Origin of the sequence: Streptomyces sp. NPDC001599 (assembly GCF_042893535.1) — a bacterium.
In the GTDB taxonomy this organism is placed as follows: domain Bacteria; phylum Actinomycetota; class Actinomycetes; order Streptomycetales; family Streptomycetaceae; genus Streptomyces.
Window position 1 is genome coordinate 147537 of record NZ_JBIAVA010000013.1, and the last position, 21716, is coordinate 169252.

General features: G+C 69.3%; 22 protein-coding genes and 1 pseudogene. 11 read left to right on the forward strand and 12 right to left on the reverse strand.

The window, feature by feature from the left end:
- The first annotated feature begins 292 nt into the window (after window positions 1-292).
- Together ACFYZ3_RS28960 and ACFYZ3_RS28965 are read left to right on the forward strand one after the other, a co-directional pair.
- On the forward strand, window positions 293-796 hold the full coding sequence (locus tag ACFYZ3_RS28960) for a hypothetical protein (protein WP_224317186.1): 504 nt from the start codon (window positions 293-295) through the stop codon (window positions 794-796).
- A gap of 273 nt (window positions 797-1069) precedes the next feature.
- Window positions 1070-1378, forward strand: coding sequence for a putative quinol monooxygenase (locus tag ACFYZ3_RS28965; RefSeq protein ID WP_007389165.1), 309 nt, complete (start codon window positions 1070-1072; stop codon window positions 1376-1378).
- Window positions 1379-1500: 122 nt separating this feature from the next.
- On the opposite strand, the gene ACFYZ3_RS28970 is transcribed toward ACFYZ3_RS28965, so the two are convergent.
- Both ACFYZ3_RS28970 and ACFYZ3_RS28975 read right to left on the reverse strand, forming a co-directional pair.
- Complete coding sequence (locus ACFYZ3_RS28970) at window positions 1501-1701, reverse strand: hypothetical protein (RefSeq protein ID WP_228773899.1); 201 nt, start codon at window positions 1699-1701, stop codon at window positions 1501-1503.
- A gap of 3 nt (window positions 1702-1704) precedes the next feature.
- Window positions 1705-1859 (reverse strand): annotated as a pseudogene (locus ACFYZ3_RS28975) (transposase); the annotation flags it as partial.
- A 572-nt stretch (window positions 1860-2431) separates the two neighbouring features.
- Between ACFYZ3_RS28975 and ACFYZ3_RS28980 the strand changes: the two are divergent.
- Together ACFYZ3_RS28980 and ACFYZ3_RS28985 are read left to right on the forward strand one after the other, a co-directional pair.
- Window positions 2432-2989, forward strand: coding sequence for a type 1 glutamine amidotransferase domain-containing protein (locus ACFYZ3_RS28980; RefSeq protein WP_388523591.1), 558 nt, complete (start codon window positions 2432-2434; stop codon window positions 2987-2989).
- A 189-nt stretch (window positions 2990-3178) separates the two neighbouring features.
- A complete protein-coding gene (locus ACFYZ3_RS28985; protein WP_040247054.1) occupies window positions 3179-4372 on the forward strand; it encodes an alcohol dehydrogenase catalytic domain-containing protein in 1194 nt (397 codons plus the stop codon).
- Between the two features lie 707 nt (window positions 4373-5079).
- Here the strand turns inward: ACFYZ3_RS28985 and ACFYZ3_RS28990 are convergent.
- From ACFYZ3_RS28990 to ACFYZ3_RS29000, 3 genes are all read right to left on the reverse strand, one after another.
- Window positions 5080-5925 (reverse strand): IS5 family transposase, encoded by an 846-nt coding sequence (locus tag ACFYZ3_RS28990; protein WP_061440767.1) that lies wholly within the window; start codon window positions 5923-5925, stop codon window positions 5080-5082.
- A gap of 64 nt (window positions 5926-5989) precedes the next feature.
- Window positions 5990-6409 carry a hypothetical protein gene (locus ACFYZ3_RS28995; protein ID WP_019359427.1) on the reverse strand — a complete coding sequence of 140 codons (420 nt, stop codon included), beginning with the start codon at window positions 6407-6409 and terminating at the stop codon, window positions 5990-5992.
- A gap of 2 nt (window positions 6410-6411) precedes the next feature.
- A complete protein-coding gene (locus ACFYZ3_RS29000; RefSeq protein WP_019359426.1) occupies window positions 6412-7413 on the reverse strand; it encodes a DUF6192 family protein in 1002 nt (333 codons plus the stop codon).
- Window positions 7414-8057: 644 nt separating this feature from the next.
- Here ACFYZ3_RS29000 and ACFYZ3_RS29005 point away from each other — a divergent pair.
- Window positions 8058-8492 (forward strand): hypothetical protein, encoded by a 435-nt coding sequence (locus ACFYZ3_RS29005; protein ID WP_388523596.1) that lies wholly within the window; start codon window positions 8058-8060, stop codon window positions 8490-8492.
- A gap of 43 nt (window positions 8493-8535) precedes the next feature.
- Here the strand turns inward: ACFYZ3_RS29005 and ACFYZ3_RS29010 are convergent.
- The 4 genes from ACFYZ3_RS29010 to ACFYZ3_RS29025 all read right to left on the reverse strand — a co-directional run bounded on the left by ACFYZ3_RS29010 (window position 8536) and on the right by ACFYZ3_RS29025 (window position 11798).
- A protein-coding gene (locus ACFYZ3_RS29010) for an IS5 family transposase (protein WP_388523599.1) occupies window positions 8536-9479 on the reverse strand; the annotation gives its coding sequence in 2 pieces (ribosomal slippage) (window positions 8536-9129 and window positions 9132-9479; 942 coding nt in all).
- Window positions 9480-9532: 53 nt separating this feature from the next.
- Entirely contained in the window at window positions 9533-10435 is a 903-nt protein-coding gene (locus ACFYZ3_RS29015; protein WP_388523602.1) for an SDR family NAD(P)-dependent oxidoreductase, read from the reverse strand.
- A gap of 75 nt (window positions 10436-10510) precedes the next feature.
- Window positions 10511-11074: a TetR/AcrR family transcriptional regulator gene (locus ACFYZ3_RS29020; protein WP_388523605.1), complete on the reverse strand. Its 564-nt coding sequence runs from the start codon at window positions 11072-11074 to the stop codon at window positions 10511-10513.
- A gap of 115 nt (window positions 11075-11189) precedes the next feature.
- Window positions 11190-11798 carry a TetR/AcrR family transcriptional regulator gene (locus tag ACFYZ3_RS29025; RefSeq protein ID WP_388523608.1) on the reverse strand — a complete coding sequence of 203 codons (609 nt, stop codon included), beginning with the start codon at window positions 11796-11798 and terminating at the stop codon, window positions 11190-11192.
- A 344-nt stretch (window positions 11799-12142) separates the two neighbouring features.
- Between ACFYZ3_RS29025 and ACFYZ3_RS29030 the strand changes: the two genes are divergently transcribed.
- The 6 genes from ACFYZ3_RS29030 (at window position 12143) to ACFYZ3_RS29055 (ending at window position 18067) form a co-directional block, all read left to right on the forward strand.
- Window positions 12143-13345 (forward strand): saccharopine dehydrogenase NADP-binding domain-containing protein, encoded by a 1203-nt coding sequence (locus ACFYZ3_RS29030; protein WP_388523611.1) that lies wholly within the window; start codon window positions 12143-12145, stop codon window positions 13343-13345.
- A 652-nt stretch (window positions 13346-13997) separates the two neighbouring features.
- Entirely contained in the window at window positions 13998-14579 is a 582-nt protein-coding gene (locus tag ACFYZ3_RS29035; protein ID WP_388523614.1) for a sigma-70 family RNA polymerase sigma factor, read from the forward strand.
- Window positions 14564-15274, forward strand: a complete 711-nt coding sequence (locus ACFYZ3_RS29040) for a hypothetical protein (protein WP_388523617.1) — start codon at window positions 14564-14566, stop codon at window positions 15272-15274. The genes ACFYZ3_RS29035 and ACFYZ3_RS29040 overlap by 16 nt, the downstream gene beginning before the upstream one ends.
- A 125-nt stretch (window positions 15275-15399) precedes the next feature.
- Complete coding sequence (locus tag ACFYZ3_RS29045) at window positions 15400-16944, forward strand: beta-propeller fold lactonase family protein (protein WP_388523620.1); 1545 nt, start codon at window positions 15400-15402, stop codon at window positions 16942-16944.
- A gap of 53 nt (window positions 16945-16997) precedes the next feature.
- A complete protein-coding gene (locus tag ACFYZ3_RS29050; protein ID WP_388523623.1) occupies window positions 16998-17732 on the forward strand; it encodes a DUF1775 domain-containing protein in 735 nt (244 codons plus the stop codon).
- 212 nt (window positions 17733-17944) lie between these two features.
- Entirely contained in the window at window positions 17945-18067 is a 123-nt protein-coding gene (locus ACFYZ3_RS29055) for a hypothetical protein (protein WP_388523626.1), read from the forward strand.
- A gap of 207 nt (window positions 18068-18274) precedes the next feature.
- Here ACFYZ3_RS29055 and ACFYZ3_RS29060 read toward each other — a convergent pair whose 3' ends face one another.
- Genes ACFYZ3_RS29060 through ACFYZ3_RS29070 form a run of 3 tightly spaced genes read right to left on the reverse strand, consistent with a single transcriptional unit; the run spans window position 18275 to window position 21367 of the window.
- Window positions 18275-18802 (reverse strand): copper chaperone PCu(A)C, encoded by a 528-nt coding sequence (locus ACFYZ3_RS29060; RefSeq protein WP_388523629.1) that lies wholly within the window; start codon window positions 18800-18802, stop codon window positions 18275-18277.
- Entirely contained in the window at window positions 18799-21093 is a 2295-nt protein-coding gene (locus tag ACFYZ3_RS29065; protein ID WP_388523632.1) for a heavy metal translocating P-type ATPase, read from the reverse strand. The genes ACFYZ3_RS29060 and ACFYZ3_RS29065 overlap by 4 nt, the downstream gene beginning before the upstream one ends.
- A gap of 10 nt (window positions 21094-21103) precedes the next feature.
- The gene (locus ACFYZ3_RS29070; protein ID WP_388523635.1) at window positions 21104-21367 is read right to left on the reverse strand and encodes a hypothetical protein; all 264 of its coding nucleotides are present in this window, start codon (window positions 21365-21367) and stop codon (window positions 21104-21106) included.
- Window positions 21368-21716: the final 349 nt, after the last annotated feature.

The following is a 21716-nucleotide window of genomic DNA, read 5'->3' on the forward strand; positions in this document are numbered from 1 at the left end:
CTCGCGAAGCTCGGCGACAAGATCGAGGTCCAGGTTCGGCCGGCTCCCGGAGACCGCGGCACCGAGGTCGCAGCCCGCCTGCGCGAACCCGTGCCCTCCGGACCGGGAGGCGCCGCGGCCCGGCTCAAGGGCCAGGACCCGCGCGGGCCGGTCCGCCGGGCTCTGCGCGATTCCCGGGCGCTACTCGAGACGGGCGAGGTACTCAGCCCCGACAAGCCGCCAACGACCCACCCCGGTCCGGGCGGAAAGCTGACTCTGCCGCCACCGCGCGCGCACGCGAGGAGGGAAGGCTGTGAGAGCACTCACCTGGAACGGAGTCAACGACCTGACCGTCGAGCGGGTCCCCGACCCCCAGATCATCAACCGCCAGGACGCCATCGTCAAGGTGCGCCTGAGCTCGGTCTGCGGCTCGGACCTGCACCTGATCGGCGGCTACATGCCGGCCATCGCCATCGACCGCTTCCCCGAGCGTCTCGCCATGACCGCCGAGCACGTCGGCTGCGAAACGATCGATTACACCCAGACCGACGTCAGCGGAGAGCTGCTCGAGCGCAGCGGCGGGCGCGGCCCCGACGTCTGTATCGAGGCCGTCGGCATGGAAGCGCACACCGACGGACCGGTCAACCTCTACGACAAGGCAAAGCAGCAGCTCCGTCTCGAGTCCGACCGGCCCAGCGCCCTGCGCGAAGCGATCTACTACTGCCGCAAGGGCGGGTCGGTATTCTGCCTCGGCGTATTCGGTGGCCTGATCGACAAGTTCCCCATGGGCGCGCGGGGGAAGGTCCAAACGTCCTGAATCGTCTCCCACGAACTGCCACGGGATCAGGCCCCCCGAGGGCTACCAGCACGTCGACCAGCGCGACAACGGTTGGACCAAGGTCCTGCTTCACCCCGATGGCGGCTGAAGCGCTGGCCCATATCCCCGGAAACGACTTCAAGAAGGAGCGCGCGCCATGACCAGCATCGAAAGCATCTCCCTTCAGGACGCTCGGCGGGTTATCGACGCGGGAGAGAAACGAGCGCAGGAGCTCGGGCAGCCGAGCAACAAAAGGAAGAGGAGAGACCCAAGATGGCAACACAGGTCAGCAAAGCACTTCTGGTACGCCTCGAAGCACTTCCCGGCAGGGAGGACGACGTCCAGGACTTCTTGAACCAGGGGCTGTCGATCGTCGAGGGGGAGCCCAAGACCGTCAGGTGGTTCGGAATCCAGTTCGGACCCTCGTCGTTCGGAATCTTCGACGCCTTTCCCGACGACGACGGACGCCAGGCGCATCTGTCGGGTGAGGTCGCGCAAGCGCTCGCTGAGAACACGGGTGAGCTCTTCGAGGAGCCCACGATCGAGCAGATCGATGTCCTCGTGGAGAAGCCGCCCGCCTAGAGCAGGTGCTGCCCGCGGGGCGGCGTGGTCAGCCGTAGCTGTCGCGGATAGTTGGTGGAGAGCCGGGGCTCGATTGACGTTCTGGTGGGGCGGTGCCGGATGTGGGGAGTCCGACGAGGGCTTCAGGGTGGGGCGAAGGGCTGGGGGCCGTGCCACTGGAGGAGGACGGTGGTGGCGTCGTCGCAGAGGTGTCCGTGGTGGCTGTGCATGAGGCGGCGCAGAGTCTCGGGGAGGGGCACGCCTTCATCGATGTGGCCGGTGAGGAAGGCAAGGAAGCGGTCGAGGCCGAATTCCTGGCCGGTTCGGGAGCGGGCTTCAGTGATGCCGTCGACGACGTATCGGGTCGCGTCGACGATTTCGCGACGGGAGTGCTTCTCCGGCAGGCCACCGCGAGCCGTGTCGCAGGCCGCCAGCGGCAGCAGCGGTTCGACCAGAGCCCAGTGGCATCAGTGGTATCCGACGGATAGCGAGGATGACGCATGACGGCCGCCCCAGCGATGTGACGGAGGCCGCCCGATCGGCGACGGACGGTCCCCTTGCGGACAAGATCTCCGGGACCGGCTATGAAATCGAGGGTCGCTCGAAAGAGTTGAGCTGGGCGACGATGTGATTGACCCGCTTGTCGTTCGGCTGGACAACGCTCCGAGACCGGATCTGACCTGGTAGGCGGACAGGTCCGTCGCGCGGACGAGCTGGCCGAAGTCCAGCCCGGCCGAGCGGTCTTCGAGGAGCACGAAGCGGACGGTGTCACCGCGGCGTCTGGCCGCATCTCCCTTCCTGCCGTGGTCTGTCGTGGGCCGGGCAGGCCGGGTTCCCGGCGCGCCACCGGCCAAGCGAGACTATTTGCACCTTTTGACGTGTCTTGTGAGGGTGGGACAGTGGGAGTGGTGAGGTCGTTATGTGGGTGACGTGCCCACCAGACATGGGGACGGGCCAGGCCAACCAGGCTGATCGAGCAGGGCAAGGACCAAGGTCCTCCTCCCCGACGGCAGCTGAGCGGAGGGCACGGACCCGAACCGGTCCTCCGCCGATCACCGGAAGGAACCACGCACCATGACCAACGAACTGCACGGCAGGAAGGTCGCAATCCTGGCCACGGACGGCGTTGAGCGCGTCGAGCTCGAAGAGCCTCTCGGCGCACTGCTGGGCGCTGGAGCGCAGGCTGAACTCCTGTCCCTCCACACCGGCGAGATCAACGCGCGCCAGATGGACATCGACCCGGCCGGAACCTTCACCGTGGACAAGAAGGTCGCCGACGCACGCGTGAGCGACTACGAGGCGCTCCTGTTGCCCGGCGGAACCATGAACCCCGACCAGCTGCGAACCGACCCCGACGCCGTCGCCTTCGTGAGGGAGTTCGTGGAGACCGGCAAGCCCGTTGCCACCATCTGCCACGGACCCTGGACCCTGGCAGAGGCAGACGTGCTGCACGGCCGCCGCCTCACCTCCTGGCCCAGCATTCGTACTGACCTGCGCAACGCCGGCGCCGAGGTCGTCGACGAGGAGGTCGTGATCGACCGCCAGCTGATCTCCAGCCGCGGCCCGCAAGACCTCCCCGCCTTCTGCAAGGCGATCATCGAACACTTCGTCAACGCACCGCAACCCGCCTGATCGGCAGAAGACGCGCTTGACCGGGCGCTTGGCACGCAGCGTTAGTGCGATGGCACGCAAGAGGGTGTGGCGCTGGCCTGCATACCTCGGATGGAGCCCTACGTTAGGAAACCCGAGGTCGCAAAGTCGCCCAAATGACCGCCGACACTGACTCGGCCGAGTCACCGTGAATCAGCAGAGGAGATCGTCATGGCAAGCAGCAACCGTGCTGTCACCTTTCAGAACCCGAAAGACATGCGCGTCGAGTCGCTCGACTTCCCGAAGCTTCAGATGCCGAACGGGAAGAAGGCCCCGCACGGAGTCATCCTCAGGATCGTCGCCACCAACATCTGCGGGAGCGACCTGCACATCTACCGCGGGTCCTTCCCAGTGCCCCAGGGCATGGTGATGGGGCACGAGATGACCGGTGAGGTCATCGAGGTCGGCCCCGACGTCGAGTTCCTCAGTGAGGGCGACCTCGTCTCAGTCCCGTTCAACGTCGCCTGCGGCCGATGCCGCAACTGCAGGGCGCGCCGGACCGAAGTCTGCGAGACCACAAACCCCAAGGTGTCCTGCGCAGCGTACGGCTTCAACCTGGGCGACTGGACCGGCGGCCAGGCCGAATACCTGTTCGTCCCCTACGCCGACTTCCAGCTCCTGCGCTTCCCGGACAGGGACCAGGCCATGGCGAAGATCCGTGACCTGGCGCTGCTCTCAGACATCCTGCCCACCGCGTTCCACGGTCTCATGGAGGCCGGCGCCAAGCCGGGCTCGACCGTGTACATCGCCGGCGCCGGACCGGTCGGCCGCTGCGGCGCAGCAGCTGCGCGCCTCCTCGGGGCGTCCTGCATCATCGTCGGCGACTACCACAAGGACCGCCTGGAGCTGGTGAAGAAGAACGGCTGCGAGACGATCGACCTGAGCCAGGACGCGGCGCTCACCGACCAGATCGAGGCCATCCTGGGCGAACCCATGGTCGACTGCGCAGTGGACTACGTCGGCACCGAGGCACACGGCATCGGCCGCGAGGCCGAGGACATGGACCCGGCCCACGCCATCAACCAGGTGCTCGACGCCACCCGCGCGGGCGGGGCCACCGGAGTCATCGGCGTCTACGGCGCCGACCCGCTCGCGAAGTCGAAGGCCGAGCAGGAGGGAACGTACCCGATCGACTTCGGCAAGGCGTGGATCAAGTCGCCGCGGATCGCCGCCGGGCAGGCACCGATCATGCACTACAACCGCGAGCTGATGATGGCGATCCTGTGGGACCGCATGCCCTACCTGAGCGCCATGCTCAACACGAAAGTGATCAGCCTCGACGACGCCCCCGACGCCTACGCGACCTTCGACACGGGAGTGTCCGAAAAGTTCATCATCGACCCCCACGGCCTCATTCCCGCCTGAGGCCCGCCCTCATCCGTCCCTGCGAACTCATAAGCGACGGCGTAGTGGGCAGTCCGTCACCCCCGACGACGCGACGGACTGCCCAGGTGCCCCAAGGGGCGGTTAGTACCCGCTGACGCCGTAGGCGCTCAGCGCATCAGCCATCGGTTGGAAGAAGATCGTGCCGCCGCAGCGCAGTCGCCGACCGCGACAGGTGGGCGGGAGGCGTGGGCGGCGCTGTGCCTCGCGCCAGTGCAGGACTCCTGGTAGAAGACGTTGCCGGAGCGTGCGGCCGTTATCTGCCGAGCTGACTGGGGTCCATGCTTTCTTGGACGAGCGCTTCATCGTCGGTCGTCGGTACGGCGGGAGACGCGATTGCGGCTGCTGTATCTCAAGCGCCGCACCGACTGTGTTACCAAACGCCGACTCGTTTCGCTGGCGCCGGTTCTGCCGTACCCCGGTGCCGCAGCGGACCGCGGACGGTGGATGAGCTCGGACACGACGGGCGTGCAAGCACACTGGCCCTCCTCGACCTCATGGCTGACCGCTACCGGTGCTCCGGACCCGAAAAGAGCTTGCGGTCTCTCGGGCCAGCGGCACGTTCACCCGGCCAGCCAAGGCACAGGCTGCGGACCGTGCTTCCTCCACCCAGATGCCCCTGGCGGTCCTTGATCAGCAGCCTTCGACCTGTACGCGTGGCCCGGCCCGGAGCCGGGCGAATAACCAGTTCAGGCGCACGTACTGGGCTTGCTGGCCCAGGCGGAGCCCGCCCCGTTGCGGGTCAGACGCTTGGTCATCAGCGTGATCGCCGCCCAGGTGATCAGCGTTTCGGAGTGCTGGACGAGCCGTTCGTAGTCCCTCGCGTGCCGGCGGGCGTTCATCATCCATGCCAGCGAGCGTTCAACGACCCAGCGGCGGGGCAGCAGGACGAACCCGGAGGAGTCCTTCGGGCGGGCAACGGTCTTGATCGTGAGGTTCAGATGCTTCTTCGCCCAGGTAATGAGCTTGCCCGCGTAGGCGCGGTCGGCCCAGACGATGGTGATCTCGGGGTGCATGAGACGGAGACGGAAGAGGACTTCCTTGGCCGCGGCGGAGTCATGCAGATCGGCCGGGGTGACCATGACCAGCAGCGGCAGGCCGCGGGTGTCGACCACGAGATGCCGTTTGCGGCCATTGATCTTTTTGCCTGCATCGTAACCGCGGGAGTTCTTGCCGACGGTCGATGCCGCTTTGACTGACTGCGAGTCGATGATCGTCGCGACGGCTCTGGAGCCTTTGCCCACCTCGCGGCGGATCCGCTGGGTCAGGGCGTCACGGATCTGACCGATGACACCGCGGGCAGCCCAGCGGGCCATGAACCCCCAAACGGTCCTCCAGGGCGGGAAGTCCGCGGGTAGGGCCCTCCACTTGCAGCCGGTGTCCACGACATATCGAATCGAGTCGACGATCTCGCGCCGGGGGTGCTTCTCCGGCCGGCCGCCGCGGGCGGTGTCGCAGGCCGGCAGCGGCAGCAGCGGTTCGATCAGGGCCCACTCGTCATCCGTCATGTCCGACGGATAGCGGCGCTGACGCACTTCCCCTCCCGTCTGTGACCTGCTGCGGGGCCGGCCGGCTTCGCCGGTCGGCCCCGTGGATCGGTCAGGCGCTGGCGATGAGGTCGAGGGTGGATTCGATGGAGTTGAGCTGGGCGACGATGTGCCGTACCCACTTGTCGTTCGGGTGGGCGGCGGCGTGCGGGGCGACCGTGCCGGTGATGAACCGCCGGAACTGGGTCAGCTTCTCGCCCACGACCTGCCGCTCGTAGGCTTCGAGCGCGGCCCGCTCCGCTCCGAGCTGGTAGCCGTCGAGACGGTTCCAGATCAGCGGAGGCCAGCCCTTGGACGCGGCCTCGTCCTTCAGCGCGGCCAGGCCGGAGCGGACCTGGTGCGGGGAGAGCGCGCTCGCACGGACCAGCTGGTGAAACTCCAGCCCGGCCGGGCGGGCCTCGAACAGAACGAAGCGGACGGTGTCCGCGTGTCGTCTGGCCGCGTCCCCTTTGCGCCGGGAGGCGCGGGGCACGACTACTCGCCCCGCAGGATCGCCGCGAGCTCGTCGTCCATGTCGACCTTGCCGGTGTCGACCGCCGTTTCGATCCAGTCCAGAGTCGCTTTCACCTTGGCTACGTTCTGGTGGACGATGGTGCGTTCGTCCTCCGACAGTTGGCGGTCGCGCAGGCCGGGGACGGTCCGGCCAGCTGCGGCGACGAACGCGTGGAAGGCGGTCACCAAGTCAAGGAACTCCACCGTCCGGTCGATGTTGCGGACTGCCGGGGCGACGGGATTCGAGCGCTCGAAGTGGTCAAGGGCTTGCCGACTGCGCTCGGCCTGGGCAGAGTTGACCTGGAAGCGGGCGGTGTCATCGCTCATCGCCTTGAACGCGACGTCCGGCCTGCGGAGCAGGCTGGTCGCGGCGGTCGTCGCGACCTGCTCGTCGCGGGTGAATTCCTCCACCACCCGGACCTTGTCCTCCGAGGACACCTTGGCCGCGACCTGGGGACGCTTCAGGAAGTCGGTGGTCACCGCAGCCGCGACCTCGGCGTCCCGGGCCAGCGAGTGGATCGCGGTAACCTTCTCCTGCGGGGTGATGGGCGTCTCGACCTGCTGGCCGACCTGTCGATTGGCGTCGTCCTTGGTCCAGCGGGCCTTTCCCTCCGGGAGCGTCAGGATCGTCGCGAACCGCCTCTCCTCGTCCTCGATACTCGCCAGCGACCGGTGGACCGTGTAGGACGCGAGCTCGGGACGGCGTCGTTCCTTCGGCCACCGCGACGCCACCCACCTGGCCGTCTTCACCGTGGAGAACCTCAGGCCGATGTCCTCGGCCAGGCGCGTCAGCGATTCCTCGACCGTGTACTCGCTGTCCCCGGTTTCGCCACCCCGCTGCCGCATCGGTTCGACCTCCAGGGCCCGGTCCCCGATCGTGAACTGGCCGCGGGTCTGCTGTTCGACGACGTCCCGCAGCTCGGCCACGATCTGCTCGTAGCGAGACTGGCTGACGGCGCCGATGGTCTCGTTCTCCTCGGACATGGCTTTCACCATCCAAGTGCGCTCCCAGGCGCGGCACTTCGGGCCGTGACAGGACAGGGACCGCATCTGTTTCCGAGAGCCAGACCGTAAATATGAAGATCGCAAGGAATGACCGCAATTGACCGTTCCGTGAACGAAACTGGTCCAAGGATGCGTTCGCTCAGTGGTCACTGTGCACGATCCGCGTACGGATCCTTCCGCTTCCGCCAGGCCCCCACGACGCAGCGCCGCGAGCAGAACCGGGCGTCCGAACGACGGTCGACACCCGCCACCCAGCGGGCCCCGCACTCGGGGCACTCGACCAGGCCGACCTTGTCCCGGACAGCTGCCAACCGCTTCCGCAGCCGCTGTTCCTTGCGCCACTGCCTGGAACGACAGACCGACGAGCAGAACACCGCCTCGGGCCGGGCGTCCGGCCTCAGCCGTTCACCACAAGCCGGACAGTCCCTCACTCTGGCCCTCTCGGCACCCTCAGACACCGGTCCAGGCTAGGGGGCAAATCTACCCAGAACCTTGGATCGGAAACAGCTACTTAGACAGTGTCTCACCATGATCGTGTTACGAGCTCTTAGGAGCTGTCCGGGCGATCACTTCTGGCCGTTGTGTTCGGGCTCCTGTCGCAGGTCCTCGGTATGTTCGCCGGCATGGGAGCGAGTAGCTGGTTGCACTTCACGCCTGTCCTGCAGAGCGAGCAGGCCGCGCTGGACTGTCTCCGTGAGGCGGTCTTCGCGCGTGATGCCGAGTACTACAGGGAAGAAGGTGTCGAGTCGCTGGCTGCGCTGATGGAGAGCGGCTGGCTGGAGGAAGACCCGGCGCATTCGGTGCTCGACGTCGAACGCATCGTCCGTTGCGAACCCGACATGGAAGGTCCCGGCGATGTCAGGGTGGTCGAAGGCCCGGAAGTCGTCGAACTGTTCGGGACAGCGAAGCCGTCGCGGGACATCGCTCAGCGGGCCGTCAAACGTGCTGGTGACGGGTGGTTCCCTCCGTTCGGCCGCGGCTCCGGCTGTTGCACGATCGTCTATGGCGGCGACGGCCGTCCAGAGGAACTGTGCTTCTGGGGGACCACCGGCGATTGATCCAGAACCGCCAGGTGAGACCTTGACTGAACGGACCGCTTCCTCACGAGCGGAGCCAGATGACCAGGGCCGCCGCGGTGACGGTGCCAAGGAAGACGTAGCCGCGCTTGTCGTAGCGGGTCGCCACCGCCCGGGAGTTCTTGAGCTTGTTGATGGCACGCTCGACGGTGTTGCGCTTCTTGTACCGCTCCTCGTCGAAGCCCGGCGGCCGTCCCCCTCGCGATCCCTTACGCAGGCGGGCAGCCCGGCTGTCAGCCTTCTCCGGGATCGCGTGCCCGATACCCCGGCGCCGCAGGTACTCGCGGCAGGGGCCGTTGCTGTAGGCATTGTCCGCCGCGACGCTGTCGGGCCTCTTGCGGGGCCTGCCCGGGCTGCGGCGGGAAACGCGGATCTTCTCCAGCACTGGCACGAGCTGGGTGCAGTCTGCGCGCTGTCCCGCGGTGACGAGCAGGGACAGCGGACGGCAGCAGCCGTCGGCGCTCAGATGAATCTTGCTGGTGAAGCCGCCGCGCGAGCGGCCCAGGCCTTCACCTCGCTCACCACCTCCGCCAGGCGGCCGGCGAGGCTCTGCCACGGCGTCTCGTCCTGGTGTTCTGCCGCCTCGTCCCCCTTTGGCATGACCAGCGTCGGCGGCGGGTCAGTCCGGGCGCCGGCCGCATGCTGGTGCGCCCGCACGCTGGTGGAATCCACCGCCACGTCCCAGTCGATCTCGCCTGCCGCGTCGGCCGCGGCTTGGACCTGCTGCAGAAGACGTTCCCAAGTCCCATCCGCAGACCACAGCCGGTGGCGTTCGTAAACGGTCTTCCACGGGCCGAATCGCTCCGGCAGATCGCGCCACTGCACGCCGGTCCGTATCCGGTGCAGTATCCCGTTGATCACTTGCCGGTGATCACGCCACCGCCCGCACCGACCGTTGCTCACCGGCAGGAACGGCCGGAGCCGTTCCCACTCCGCGTCTGACAGATCCCCGCGTTCACCCCGCCCCATGTTCGCAACAACGAGCGGATCAAACGACGGTCACATGATCGGCCGGACAACTCCTAGGTGGTAACTGTCCCCAGCAGTGCACGGGTCTCGGCGACCACCCGCGCGTTGAACGCCGGGTCGTGCACCTGTGCGGAACCCCGCATTGGCCGTCCTTTCTCGTCGTAGTAGACACCGGTGGCGTCCGATTCGCCGGTGAGTACCCGGGTGATCATGCGAGCAGCGGTGCCCGGGTTGGTCCAGTACTTGATGAGCGGGGCCAGTGGCGACAGTACGTACTTCGACAGCAGGCGCAGGAACAGGTTGGCGTCACGGCCGAGATTCGTGCCGGGGGCGAAGCCGGGCTCGATGGCGTTGAACCGCAGTCGGGGCGTTTCGCGGGCGAAGGCGAGCGCCGTTGCCAGGTTGCACTGCTTGGACGTGGCGTAGGCGTCTCCGCCGGGCAGTTTCGAGCCGCCGGGCTTCCACTCACCGCGGGTGCTCGCCTCGGCTGAGACGTACCGGGCGCCGCGGAAACCGGACATGGTGGCCGCCTTCCGCTCCGGATCTTCCACGGCCGAGACGATGAACACCACCTGCGTGCCGTCTTTGAGGTGGGGCACGAGCGTCTCGGTGAACACGAAAGGCCCGATGTGATTGGTCGCGTAGGCGATGTCCCAGCCGAGGGCGTTCGTACCGGGACGGTTGGGGAAGATGCCGGCGTTGTTGAGCACGCCAGTGATCGGGAGACCGAACTCGACGATCTGGGCGACGGCGCGTCGCACGCTCGTCAGGTCCGACAGATCGCATACGACGGACACGGCAGCTCCACCTCTGCCTTCGACGCTCCTGCGCACCTCGTCGAGCTTGGCACCGTCGCGCCCGACCAGGACGACGGTGCCGTGCGCGGCCAGTTCGAGGGCGGTACGGCGGCCGAACCCGGAGGTCGGGCCGGTGATGACGTAGGCCTTGTCCTGCATGGTTGCTCCTTAGCCGTCTGACTGGTCAGTCATTAATGGTTGTGCGTAAGTACGGAGGGTGGGCCTTGAGGCGGGTCAGCCGATCATGCGCCAGAGCGCGTCAAAACCGGACTGCTTGTGTTCGTCGGCGCGATCCGGATCGCTGATGATGTAGTCGATGGTGGCTTCAGCCAGGGCGTTGCACAACGTGAACACCAAGGCCGCCGGAGCATCCCGCATCGGGCCGTTCGCGCGGCTGCGCTCCAGGATCTCCCCGATGCCGGTCATGGTGCGGCTTGCGGACTCGTGAGTGGACGCCTTGATCTCGTCCGAGACCTGGAGCTGCGCCAGAGTGCGGCGCTTCTGGGGATTGGCCGTTGCCCAGTCCATCCATCGCGACCACATGTGCAGCATCTGGGTGCGCGCATCGGCGACGGGCAGGCCGCCGAGTGCGGCTGTCCCCATCTCGCCCTTCAGCTCCAGGTAGAGCTGGTTCAGCAGATCCGCCTTGGTGTCGAAGTAGGTGAACAGCGACCCGTTCGAGACGCCGGCCTCCTTCGCGATCGCCGCCGTCGCTGCCCCCAGTCCCTGAGCGGCGATGATCCGTGTGGCAGCGACCATGATCGCCGCGCGTTTGTCGTCGCTTCTCGGTCGGGGCATGAGTGCATCATGTAGGAGAGTGGCCAGTCAGTCAATCTACGGAGTTGCCTTTCCTCCGCCGTGACCGGCTCGCCTCCAGGGCGCGACGGCACCACGCCCGCCGCCCCCGTGGGGGTCAGCCGCGCACTGCCGCGACGCACTCGTCGTACAGGTCGATGATGTCGCCCTCGCCGTCCCGCGCGACCCACGTCATCGACGCCGCGTCAAGGCATGCGCACGCCGTCGCGATCACCGCGCGAGCTCGTGGATCCGTGCCGCCGGCAGCAGCGCCCATCCGCGCTTCGACGAGCGGCAGGAGGTTTTCCTGGAGTCGCAGCTGCTTTTCGAGATAGCCGGCCCGCAGCGAGGCGGTGGTGTGCAGGAGCCGGAATCGCTGCAGGGCCTGTTCGCGACTGTCATGCAGGGCCAGGACGGCAGTGAACCCTGTGCGCAGGGCATCCCAGACGCCGACGTCGGCGGGCTGCGCGCTGACCGTGTCCGCCAGGACCTGCGCGAACCGGTGCTGGTCGCTGCCGAGGAGGTCTTCCTTGGTGCCGAAGTAGCGGAAGAGGGTCCGCTGGGAGACGCCGGCCTCTCGGGCGATCTGCGCTATGGGGGTCTCGTCGTAGCCCTGTTCGGTGAACAGGCGCAGTGCCGTCTCGAGTATCTCCTGAGAGGCGAGTTGTCGTGTCCGGTCCCACAGTGTGGCCGGTGCGGCCGTCCCTGACTTGGCTTCCTGCTTCATGCCACCAGCTTAGCCCACTGCCAAGGAGGCAGCCGCTTTAGACTTGGCAGTCGCTGCCAGCATGGCGTACGCTGTCTGGAGTGGTTGTTCCGGAACGTCCGATGCCGCCCACAGGCCGGACCGTCGGCCGATCACCCATTTCTCCCCAGAGCACGTGAAGGAACGCATCATGTCCGCACCCGCAGCCCTGATCGCCGGCGGAACCAGCGGCTACATCACCGGCGACAACCTCACCGTCTCCGGGGGCGTTGGAGTCCGCACCGGTCCATGACGAGCAGGCCTCCGGAACGCGGCCGCCGCGGCCATCCGCCCCGGCGGGTGCCCTTCCCGCTGCGGATTCGGGCGTGGTTCCTCACACCGAGGCCGTCAAGACCCTCACCGAACTCGAACGTGAGGGCAGGCCCACGGGCGGCGCGCTCGACATCGCAGCCAGCTGCCCTGACCTCCCGATCGCCTTTCCCTCAGGAGCTCTTCGAATGAACACGCACATCTGGGTGCTCGGCGGCGCCGGCCGCAGTGGCCGCACCATCGCGGCGCAACTCACCGAGCGCGGCCTTGCAGCCGTGCTCGTCAGCCGGAACGCCAACCGCCTGCAGGCCGCAGCACAGCAGACCGGCAGCGAAACCCTGCTGTCCACCGACCTCGCCGACACGGCCGCCGAAATCCGGCGGCAACGCCCCGCCGTGGTCATCAACACGGTGGGACCGTTCACGGCAACGGCCCGCGGCATCGTGGACGCCTGCCGGGCCGCCGGCAGCCACTACATCGACCTGGCGAACGATGTCGCGGCGCTCTCGGCCGCGTTCGAGCAGCACGACGCTGCCACCCAGGCCGGTCATACGGTCGTCACCGGCGCCGGGTTCGGCGTGACCGCCACCGAGAGCGTCGTGGTGAAACTGTGTGAGGGCCGCCCCGCACCACTGCGGGTCCGGGTCGACATGTTGCCCTCGATGGCGATGGAAGCAGGACCCGCCGGCGAAGCCCTGATCGGCTCTCTCCTGGGAAGCCTCGAAGGCCGTGAGATCACCGACGGCCGCGTGGTGCCCGCCCGGATCTTCAGCAGCGCACAGCACCTCACCCTGCCCGACGGCTCACAGGTGACCACCGCGAGCATGCCGCTGGGCGAACTGCTCGCCGCTCAGCGGGCCAGCGGCGCCCGCGATGTGCTCTCGGCATCGAGCGAAGCTCCGTCCTCGCCCGTGATCCGGTCGGTGATGCCTCTCGTGAGCACGCTCATGCGGTGGGAGAGGCTGCGGTCGTTCACCACGGCCCGTCTCGCGGGGATGCAGGTCAAGGCGAAGGAGCGGCCGCGCGAGCACTCCTGGGGGCACGCCGTCGTCACATGGGCCGACGGCGAGACCCGGGAGGGCTGGCTGCGCCTGGGCGACGCCCAGGAGTACACCGGAGCGGTACCCGCAGAGGTCGCCCGGCGACTGCTGGCCGGTGAGGGCCGACCCGGCGCCTATACCCCGGCCGCCCTCTTTGGCCCCACCCTTGCCGAATCGTGCGGCGCCACGTACGTGTTGCCCCAGCCCGACCGGCAGTGACGGGACTGACCTGCTGCGATCCAAGGCCCACGAAGGCCGTTGACGCGACCTTCGAACGCCGATCTGCGGCAGGCCAGACTCGTCGTGGCTGCCTGCCAGAGCCGCCCCACTGCGACCCGGACCAGGCCGGCTGCCTCCTCGGGACGTGTCCGGCGACTCCGGCCGTCTTTCGTGGCAGGCACGAGGCCCTCGCCGTGCCGCGCCGCTTCGGATCGCCGCCCTCGGCGGCCGAGCGCGGTCCGCACGTACTCGTCGACCGCGTCCGGGGTGGCGCTGTCGGGCCGGCTGCGCTCGTACTTGATCATGTAGGTCCCGTTCCAGGTCCGACCGCGGCCGACGACCGCGGCCGACGACCGCCGGCGGCGCCCGCGACGCCGACGCGACCGCCGCGTCGGCACCGCCGTACCCCCAGTGAATGTCACCGGGCCCGTGCCACCGCTGCCCGCGGTGCGCGGGCCGTTCATGTGTCCCGCGGCACCGAGGATCAGCGAGTGCAAGTATGTGACCTGGGTGTTCTCCGTCGTCCCAACAAGTTCTCAAGCTCTTTCAACACGAATGTCGAAGGCCGCGTATCCCCTGGTGACCACATCGTCTGCGGAAATGGACGGCATCATGGCCCCCTGGCACGGATCGGACACGGACGGCCGTGTCGGTGAGCGGTAGCCCCGTGAAATGGCTGCGCGGACGGTTCGCGTCGAAGGACGTGGAGCCGACCGCGCTGCGCACCGACCGCGAGGTGCAGGCCGCCTACGATCTCTACGGCGGTGAACTCTTCGGGTTCGCGTTCAAGGCCCTGGACGACCGGCAGCTCGCCGAGGACGTCGTCCAGGAGACCTTCGTCCGCGCCTGGAAGTCGCCCCGCGGCTACGACCCGAGTCAGGGATCCATGCGGACCTGGCTGTTCGCCATCGCCAGGAACGCGCTGGTGGACGCCATCCGGCGGCGCAAGGTCCGCGAGGGCACCGGCCACTCCTCGTGGGACGCCGTGTCCGAGTCGTCCTCGGCGTTCGACCCCGTCGATCAGCTCCTGGAGCGGATCCAGCTGGGGGAGGCGCTGGAGCGGCTGAGCCCGCAGCACAGGGAGGCGGTGGTGGAGGTGTACTTCGGCGGTCGTACCTGTGCCGAACTGGGTGAGGAGCTGGGAGTCCCGGCGTCCACCATGCGCAGCCGGCTGTACTACGGCGTGCGGTCGTTGCGGCTCATCCTCGAGGAGAACGGGTGGCTGGCACCATGAACAAGGCATGTGTCCCGTATCGGCCTCTCCTGACCGAACACCTGCTGCTCGGCACCCCGCTGCCCGAGGAACTCTCCCGGCACCTCGACCAGTGCCCGGACTGCGCCCGCGAGGCCGCCGAGACAGAGGACGTGGTGCGCACACTGCGACGGGCCGACCCGTTCGCCGACCCGGTGGGCGAAGGAGTACCGGCGGTGCGTCCACGGCCCTCCGGCGATCTCGGCGACCGTATCCGACGGATCGTTGCCGCCCCGCCGCAGCCCACCCCCCGGCCCCGCCACCGGCACCGCATCGCCCTGGGCGTGTCCGCCGCCCTCGTCACGGCGGCCGCTGTGGTCGTCCCGCTCACGCTGGACCAGAACCAGCCGCCGTCCACGACGACGGCGTCCGTCGTGCTCGTCCGTGACGGAGTGATGGTCGAGCGTCCCGGAGGAACCGAGGTGCCGGTGGTGCTGTCCGGGCTCGAGAAGGGCGAGACCTACCGGATGATGACCGTCAACGCCGACGGCAAGCGCATGCCGGGCGGAAGCGTACGGGCCGACTCCGACGCAGACGTGTCCACCCGCATGATGACGGCCATGCGCCGGGAGACCATCACCGCCCTGCTGGTCGAGGACGAATCGGGTCGTGTGGTGACTCACGTCCGTGTGTCGGCGCCCCCGCCGCCCTCGCCGTCCGCGTCCCGGCCGGCCTGACAGCCGGAAACACACCTACCGACTGACGCCGTATGAACCGGGCGCTCAGGCGGTCCGCCGTACCCGAAAACCCCGGTGCTCCGCCCTGCCCGAAAACAACAGCCAACAGACAACGGAGACCCAAGATGTCTACTGCGCGTCGTGCGACATGGATGCTCATCGCCACGCTGGGAGTGGGGGGCGGCGGTGTCGCGGCCGCTTCCATCGCACAGGCGAGTGCCGAGCCCGCGTCCAAGACCGTCGCCACGGACAAGGACCGTCCGATCCCGATCTCGGGCCGCGACCGGCTCTACACCGCCGACCAGTCGTCCAACACGGTGTCGGTGATCGACCCCTCGACCAACAAGACGCTGGGCACCATCGCCCTGGGCGACCAGCGCGTCGGCAGCACCTTCAGCCCGCAGTACAGCGGCGACTCCGGTGTGCACGGCCTGGCCTACTCGCCGGACCGCCGGCTGCTGGCCGTGGTGAGCGTCACGAGCAACACGGTGCACATGGTGGACACCGGGACCAACAAGGTCCTCAACACCACCGACGTGGGCCGCGCCGCCCACGAGGGCAGCTTCACCGCCGACGGCAAGGAGTTCTGGGTCGCCAACCGCGGCCGCGACACGATCTCCATCGTCGACACCGGGCACGGCGGCGTCACCGGCACCGTGCGCGTCGGCGACGGCCCCTCGAAGGTCCTCATGAGCCCCGACGGCCGGTACGCGTACGTCAACTTCACCAGCAAGGCCGAAGTCGACGTGATCGACGTGCGCACCCACAAGATCACGAAGCGCATCACCGGACTCGGTGCCACCTTCTCCTCCGACCAGGCCATCTCCCCGGACGGCAAGCGGATCTGGGTCTCGCACAAGCGTGACGGCAAGATCACCGTGCTCGACCTGAAGCGCAACGAGGTCGTCACCGTGCTCAACACCGGCCCCGACACCAACCACCCGCAGTTCGTCGACAACCGCAAGGGGAAGTTCGTCTACCTGACGATGGGCGGGCTCGACGAGACCTGGGTCTACAAGCGGACCGACGGCGCCCCGCAGCTCATCACCAAGATCGAGAACGGTGGGCACGCCCCGCACGGCGCCTGGGCCGGCGGTGACGGCTCCCGCCTCTATGTCGGCCTGGAGAAGTCCGACGCGGTGGACGTCATCGACACGGTCACCAACAAGGTGGTCGACACCATCGCGTCCGGCCAGGAACCGCAGGCCGTCGTCTACGCCCCCCGGGCCACCAACCGGCCCGGCAGCGCTCCCAACCTCGGCCGGCAGGGACTGGGCCGGCAGGCCCACAACGTGCCGACCACGCTGCCCAACGGCGAGCGCGGCGACACCCTGGACCCGGTCAAGGGCCGCGTCCTGGAGGCCACCATCCGTCCCGTGGCCGGGCTGGACATGATCCAGCTCCAGGCGCGCGGGCTCAAGGCGGACACCGTCTACCAGGCCTACTCCGTCGCCGCCGACGGCAAGAGGACCCTCCTGCGGACGTTCCCCACGGACAAGGAGGGCAAGACACCCATGGCCCTCTCCTTCGGCGCCTTCAACGGCGAGAGCATCGCCGTCGAGGTCAAGGGGGCGGTGACTCCCGTTCAGAAGGCGGCCTTCGCCTCCCAGGCCGGCGGTCACAGCCACGGTGTGAAGACCGCCGACCTCCTGTACTGCGACTGCTGCTGACCTCGATCCCGACCCCAACACCGACACCGACACCGACCTGAGAGGACGTTGCCATGTCCCGCCGCACTCGACGGCACATCACCCCACTGATCACTGTCGCCGGGGCGGCGGGCGCGCTCCTGCTCTCGGCCGGCGCCGCCACGGCCCATGTCCGGGTCATCGGCGACGTCATTCCCGGCAAGCCCGCCACCCTCCAGTTCCGCGTACCCAGCGAACTCGCCGAAGCCACCACCGTCCGCATCACGGTCGAGGTCCCGAAGGATCTGATGATCACCTCGGTGCCGAAGCTCGACGGATGGAACCAGGAGACGCTCCCCGGGACGGGCGGCAAGGGTACGCAACTGGTGTGGACGGCGGAGCAGGGACACGAGATCCAGCCCGCCCAGAGCGAGACCTTCCAGGCGAACGTCGGCCCGATTCCGGACCGGTACTCCCTGACCTTCAACACGGAACAGACCTACTCCAACGGCACGGCCGTCGCCTGGAACCAGCCCAAGACCGGCGCCGAGGAACCGGAGTTCCCCGCACCGGTCCTCGTCGTGGACCCCGAGGCGAGCCCGCCCCCCGGATCCGCCGACGGTACCCAGCCGCCGGGCACCTCCGCATCCGCCCCCGCGCCCTCCGTCGACGCGGCCACACCCGCACCGGCCGCCGCGGAGGACTCCGACGCCGACTCCGGACCGTCCCTCCCGCTGATCGCACTGATCGGAGCGGGAGTCGCGGTGGCCGCGGCCCTCACCGCCGCCGTACTGCGACGGCGTGGTGCGCGGGACGGTTCGCACGTGTAGCGCCCCGGCCCACCAGGACACTCGGCCGTGGTCCTGGCCGGGCTCCCGAGAAGGCGGCCCGATGTCCCACACGGCACTGTTCTCGAAGAACGGTGACGCCGACCCGCTGTCCACCACGGCCCCCAGGCGGGCCGTGGTGGACATGCGGGCACACGTGCGGGGCGTCCGCGCCACCCCGCCGCTTCACCGCGGCCGTCCTGTCCCGCTGGGGAGTGCAGGGGGAGGACAGCGAGACGGCCGAGCTCATCGCAGGTGAACTCGCCATCAACGCGGCCCGGCACGGCCGGTCCGACCTGACGGTCGCACTCGCCCTGGCCGGGGACACCTGCACATGACGCCCACGACGAGGCGGACGGGTCATCCGCGTGGAAAATCCACCTCGCGCACGGTCGGTCCGCCGTGCGGACCGGTCAGGCGCGGCACACCGTCGTGTGCCGCGCTACGGCGCCGGATACCCGTACAGACTCCTGTGCCACCGAAGTGGTCGGCGTCGTGGGCAACACGGTGGCCTCCTACGCCGGGGCCGGCCGTCTGAAGGCGGTTCATGCCGGTGAGCCTCCCGGCGGCGTGACCACCGCGAGGGCCTCGACGCTGCCGCGGCGTTCGAAGCGCAGGGTGAAGCGGACGAGGTCGCCGGGGCGCCAGCCGGGCCGTGCCGTCAGGGTCACGTCCACCCCGTGCGGGGACATGAACAGGCGGTCGCCGGCCGAGACGTCGACGGATTCCAGGGATTGCTTCGACGCGGCACCACTGGGCGTCATGTAGTGCCGGCTGAGTCCGGCCTCCCCGCCGGAGTAGGCCACCGCGACCAGCCGGTCGTCGGTGTCACCGGTGTTGGCGATGTCGAAGTAGGCGGACGTCTCCGTGGTCTCGCCGAACGGCAGGAAGACCCGGCCGTAGGAGACGTTGATCCGCACGGTGGGGCTGCCGGCCCCGCCCGCGCCCGTCCAGGCGGTCAGGCCGCCGAGGGCGACGCCGCACGCGACGACGGGGGCGAGGGCGGCCAGCGCGGTGTCGGTCAGCCGGCGCCGGGACAGGCGCTGCCAGAGTCCGTTCTTCGGGCCTGTCATCGGATCCTCCTCCGCGCCGGCGCGGGCTGCCAGGCGCGCAGCCGCAGACTGTTGCCGACCACCAGCAGGGAACTCAGCGACATCGCCGCGGCGGCGAGCATGGGGTTCAGCAGGCCGACCATGGCCAGCGGCACGGTCACCACGTTGTAACCGAAGGCCCACAACAGGTTGGTCCGGATGGTGCGCAGGGTGTGCCGCGCGAGTTGTACCGCGTCGGCCAGGGCGTCGATGCTGCCGCGGGACAGGGTCACGTCGGCGGCTCCGACGGCCACGTCCGTGCCGCTGCCCATGGCGATGCCGAGGTCGGCGCCGGCGAGTGCGGCGGCGTCGTTCACACCGTCGCCGACGACCGCCACCCGGTAGCCCTGATCCCGCAGGTCCCGCACCAGACCGGCCTTGTCCTCGGGGCTGCGACGCGCGTACACGTCGGTGACACCGAGAGCGTCCGCGACGGCCCGTGCGGGCGCCTCGCGGTCCCCGGTGGCGAGCACCGGGCGCACACCCAGTCGCCGAAGCCGGTCCACGGCCCGGTAGCTGCCGGGTCGTACGACGTCACCGACCTCGATCACCGCCTGTTCCAGCCCGTCCACCCGCACCAGTACGGGGGTGTGCGCGGCCTTCTCGGCCGCCGCCAGAGCCTCGGCCAGCGGGCCGGACAGGTCGTCGCCGGGTGCCAGGACCTCCACCCGACGGTCCTCCACCCGCCCGGACACCCCGCGCCCGGTCAGCGCCCGGAAGCCCTGCACCTCGGGCAGCTCCTGTGCGGGCGCCTCCCGGCGCGCGTGCGTGGCGATCGCGCGGCCCAGGGGATGCTCGGAGCCCTGCTCCACCGCACCGGCCAGCCGCAGTACGGCGTCCTCGTCCAGTCCGCCGGGGACCGTCGTCACCCGGGCGACGCTCATGTGCCCGGAGGTGAGGGTGCCGGTCTTGTCCAGGACGACCGCGTCGAGGTGCTGGAGGCCCTCCAGGGACTGCGGCCCCTTCACGAGAACGCCGATCTGCGCGCCGCGGCCGGTGGCGGCCATGAGCGCGGTGGGTGTGGCCAGACCCAGGGCGCAGGGGCAGGCGACGACCAGGACGGCGACGCACGCGGTGACGGCCGGCTGCGCGTCGGCTCCCGCGCCCAGCCAGAAGCCCAGCGTGGTCACGGCCAGCGCCAGCACCACCGGAACGAAGAACCCGGCGACCCGGTCCGCCAGCCGCTGCGCCTTCGCCTTGCCGGCCTGGGCTTCGGTCACCAGCCGCGCGATCCGGGCGAGCTGGGTGTCGGCGCCGACCGCGGTCGCCCGTACGAGCAGCAGCCCGCCGGCGTTGACCGCTCCGCCGGCCACGGCCGAACCGGGGCCCACCTCGACCGGCTCGCTCTCGCCGGTGACCAGCGACACGTCCACGGCGGAACTGCCTTTCACGACCTGGCCGTCGGTGGCCGCCCGTTCACCGGGGCGGACCACGAAGACCTGCCCGACGGTCAGTTCCTCCACGGGGACGAGCCGCTCGGTGCCGTGCTCGCGGACCGCCACCTCCTTGGCCGTCAGCCGTGCCAGTGAGCGGAGCGCCTCCCCGGTCCCACGCCTGGCCCGTGCCTCCAGGAAGCGGCCTGCGAGCACGAACAACGGGACGCTGACGGTCGCTTCGAGATAGATCGCCGGGGCATCGGTGGCCGCGCCGGGCAGGAGGGAGAAGGCCATCTCCATGCCCGGCTCCCCGGCACCGCCCAGGAACAGCGCGTACGTGGACCACGCGAAGGAGGCGACCACACCCAGGGAGACCAGGGTGTCCATGGTCGCGGCCGAGTGCCGCAGCCCGCGCAGGGCCCGCGCGTGGAACGGCCACGCGCTCCAGAAGACGACGGGGGCGGTGAGTGTGAAGCACAGCCACTGCCAGTTGACGAACTGAAGCGCGGGCACCATGGACACGGCGAGCACGGGCAGTGAGAGCAAGGCGGTGACCACGAGCCGGTGGCGTTCTCGCCGGTCGGTCCCGTCCTCGGTCCCGCTGCCCGGACCGGCGGCGTCGCCCGCGTCGTCCGCGGGCCGCGCCTCGCCGGGCGGCTCGGGGACCGTGGCGGTGTAACCGGCCCTCTCCACGGCCGCGACGAGTTCCTCGGCGCCGATGTCCGCGGGGTGCTCCACCCGCGCGCGGCCGGTCGCCAGGTTGACGTCGGCCGTGACCCCTTCCAGTTTGCCGAGCTTCTTCTCGACGCGGCTCACGCAGGCCGCGCAGGTCATGCCGCCGACGACCAGGTCGGTCGTCACCATGAGGGGGCCGGTGGCAGTGGGTTCGGTGTCCATCGGTGGTTCCTCAGCCCATTCCGTCCATGTCCATGTCCAGGTCCCCGCCCCCGCCGCCGTCCCCGCCCCCGCCGCCGTTGCCGGGAGCCTCGACGCCGGTGTCCGACGAACCGGACATCCCGGGGGAGACCGGGCCGGCGGCCGACCCGACGGCGTACGACACCGCGAACATCAGCGCCAGCAGCAGGAGGAAGCCGTACAGAACCGGGGGCGGAGCGAGGGATCGGGCCGACGGGCCCGCCTCCGGGGGGTTTGGTCGGGATTCGGCCGTCACGGGTTCTCCAGGTCGCTCGCGGTGCGCGGCGTCGAACGGATCGGGCCGCGTTTCCTGAGGAGTCGGGGAGCCCGGGGCGTGAGTTCCCCGACGGGCGCGTGGCGCGTGTCACAGGGGCCGCGTACGGGCGACACGCGGGCGCCGGGCCGGTTCAGCGTCTTGGCGCAACGGCGCCTGAACCCGAACGGCACCCGGGCCGGGCCGCGTTCCTGGGCGGGAGGAGACCCCGCAGACAGCACGTGCCCGGCGTAAGGAGCTGCTGGCGATGACGCCAGACCGGCCCCCACTCCGGCGCCTGAGGGCCGGGTCTCCCCGCGTGCCGGAAATTCCGAACGGGCCGGGAACTCGT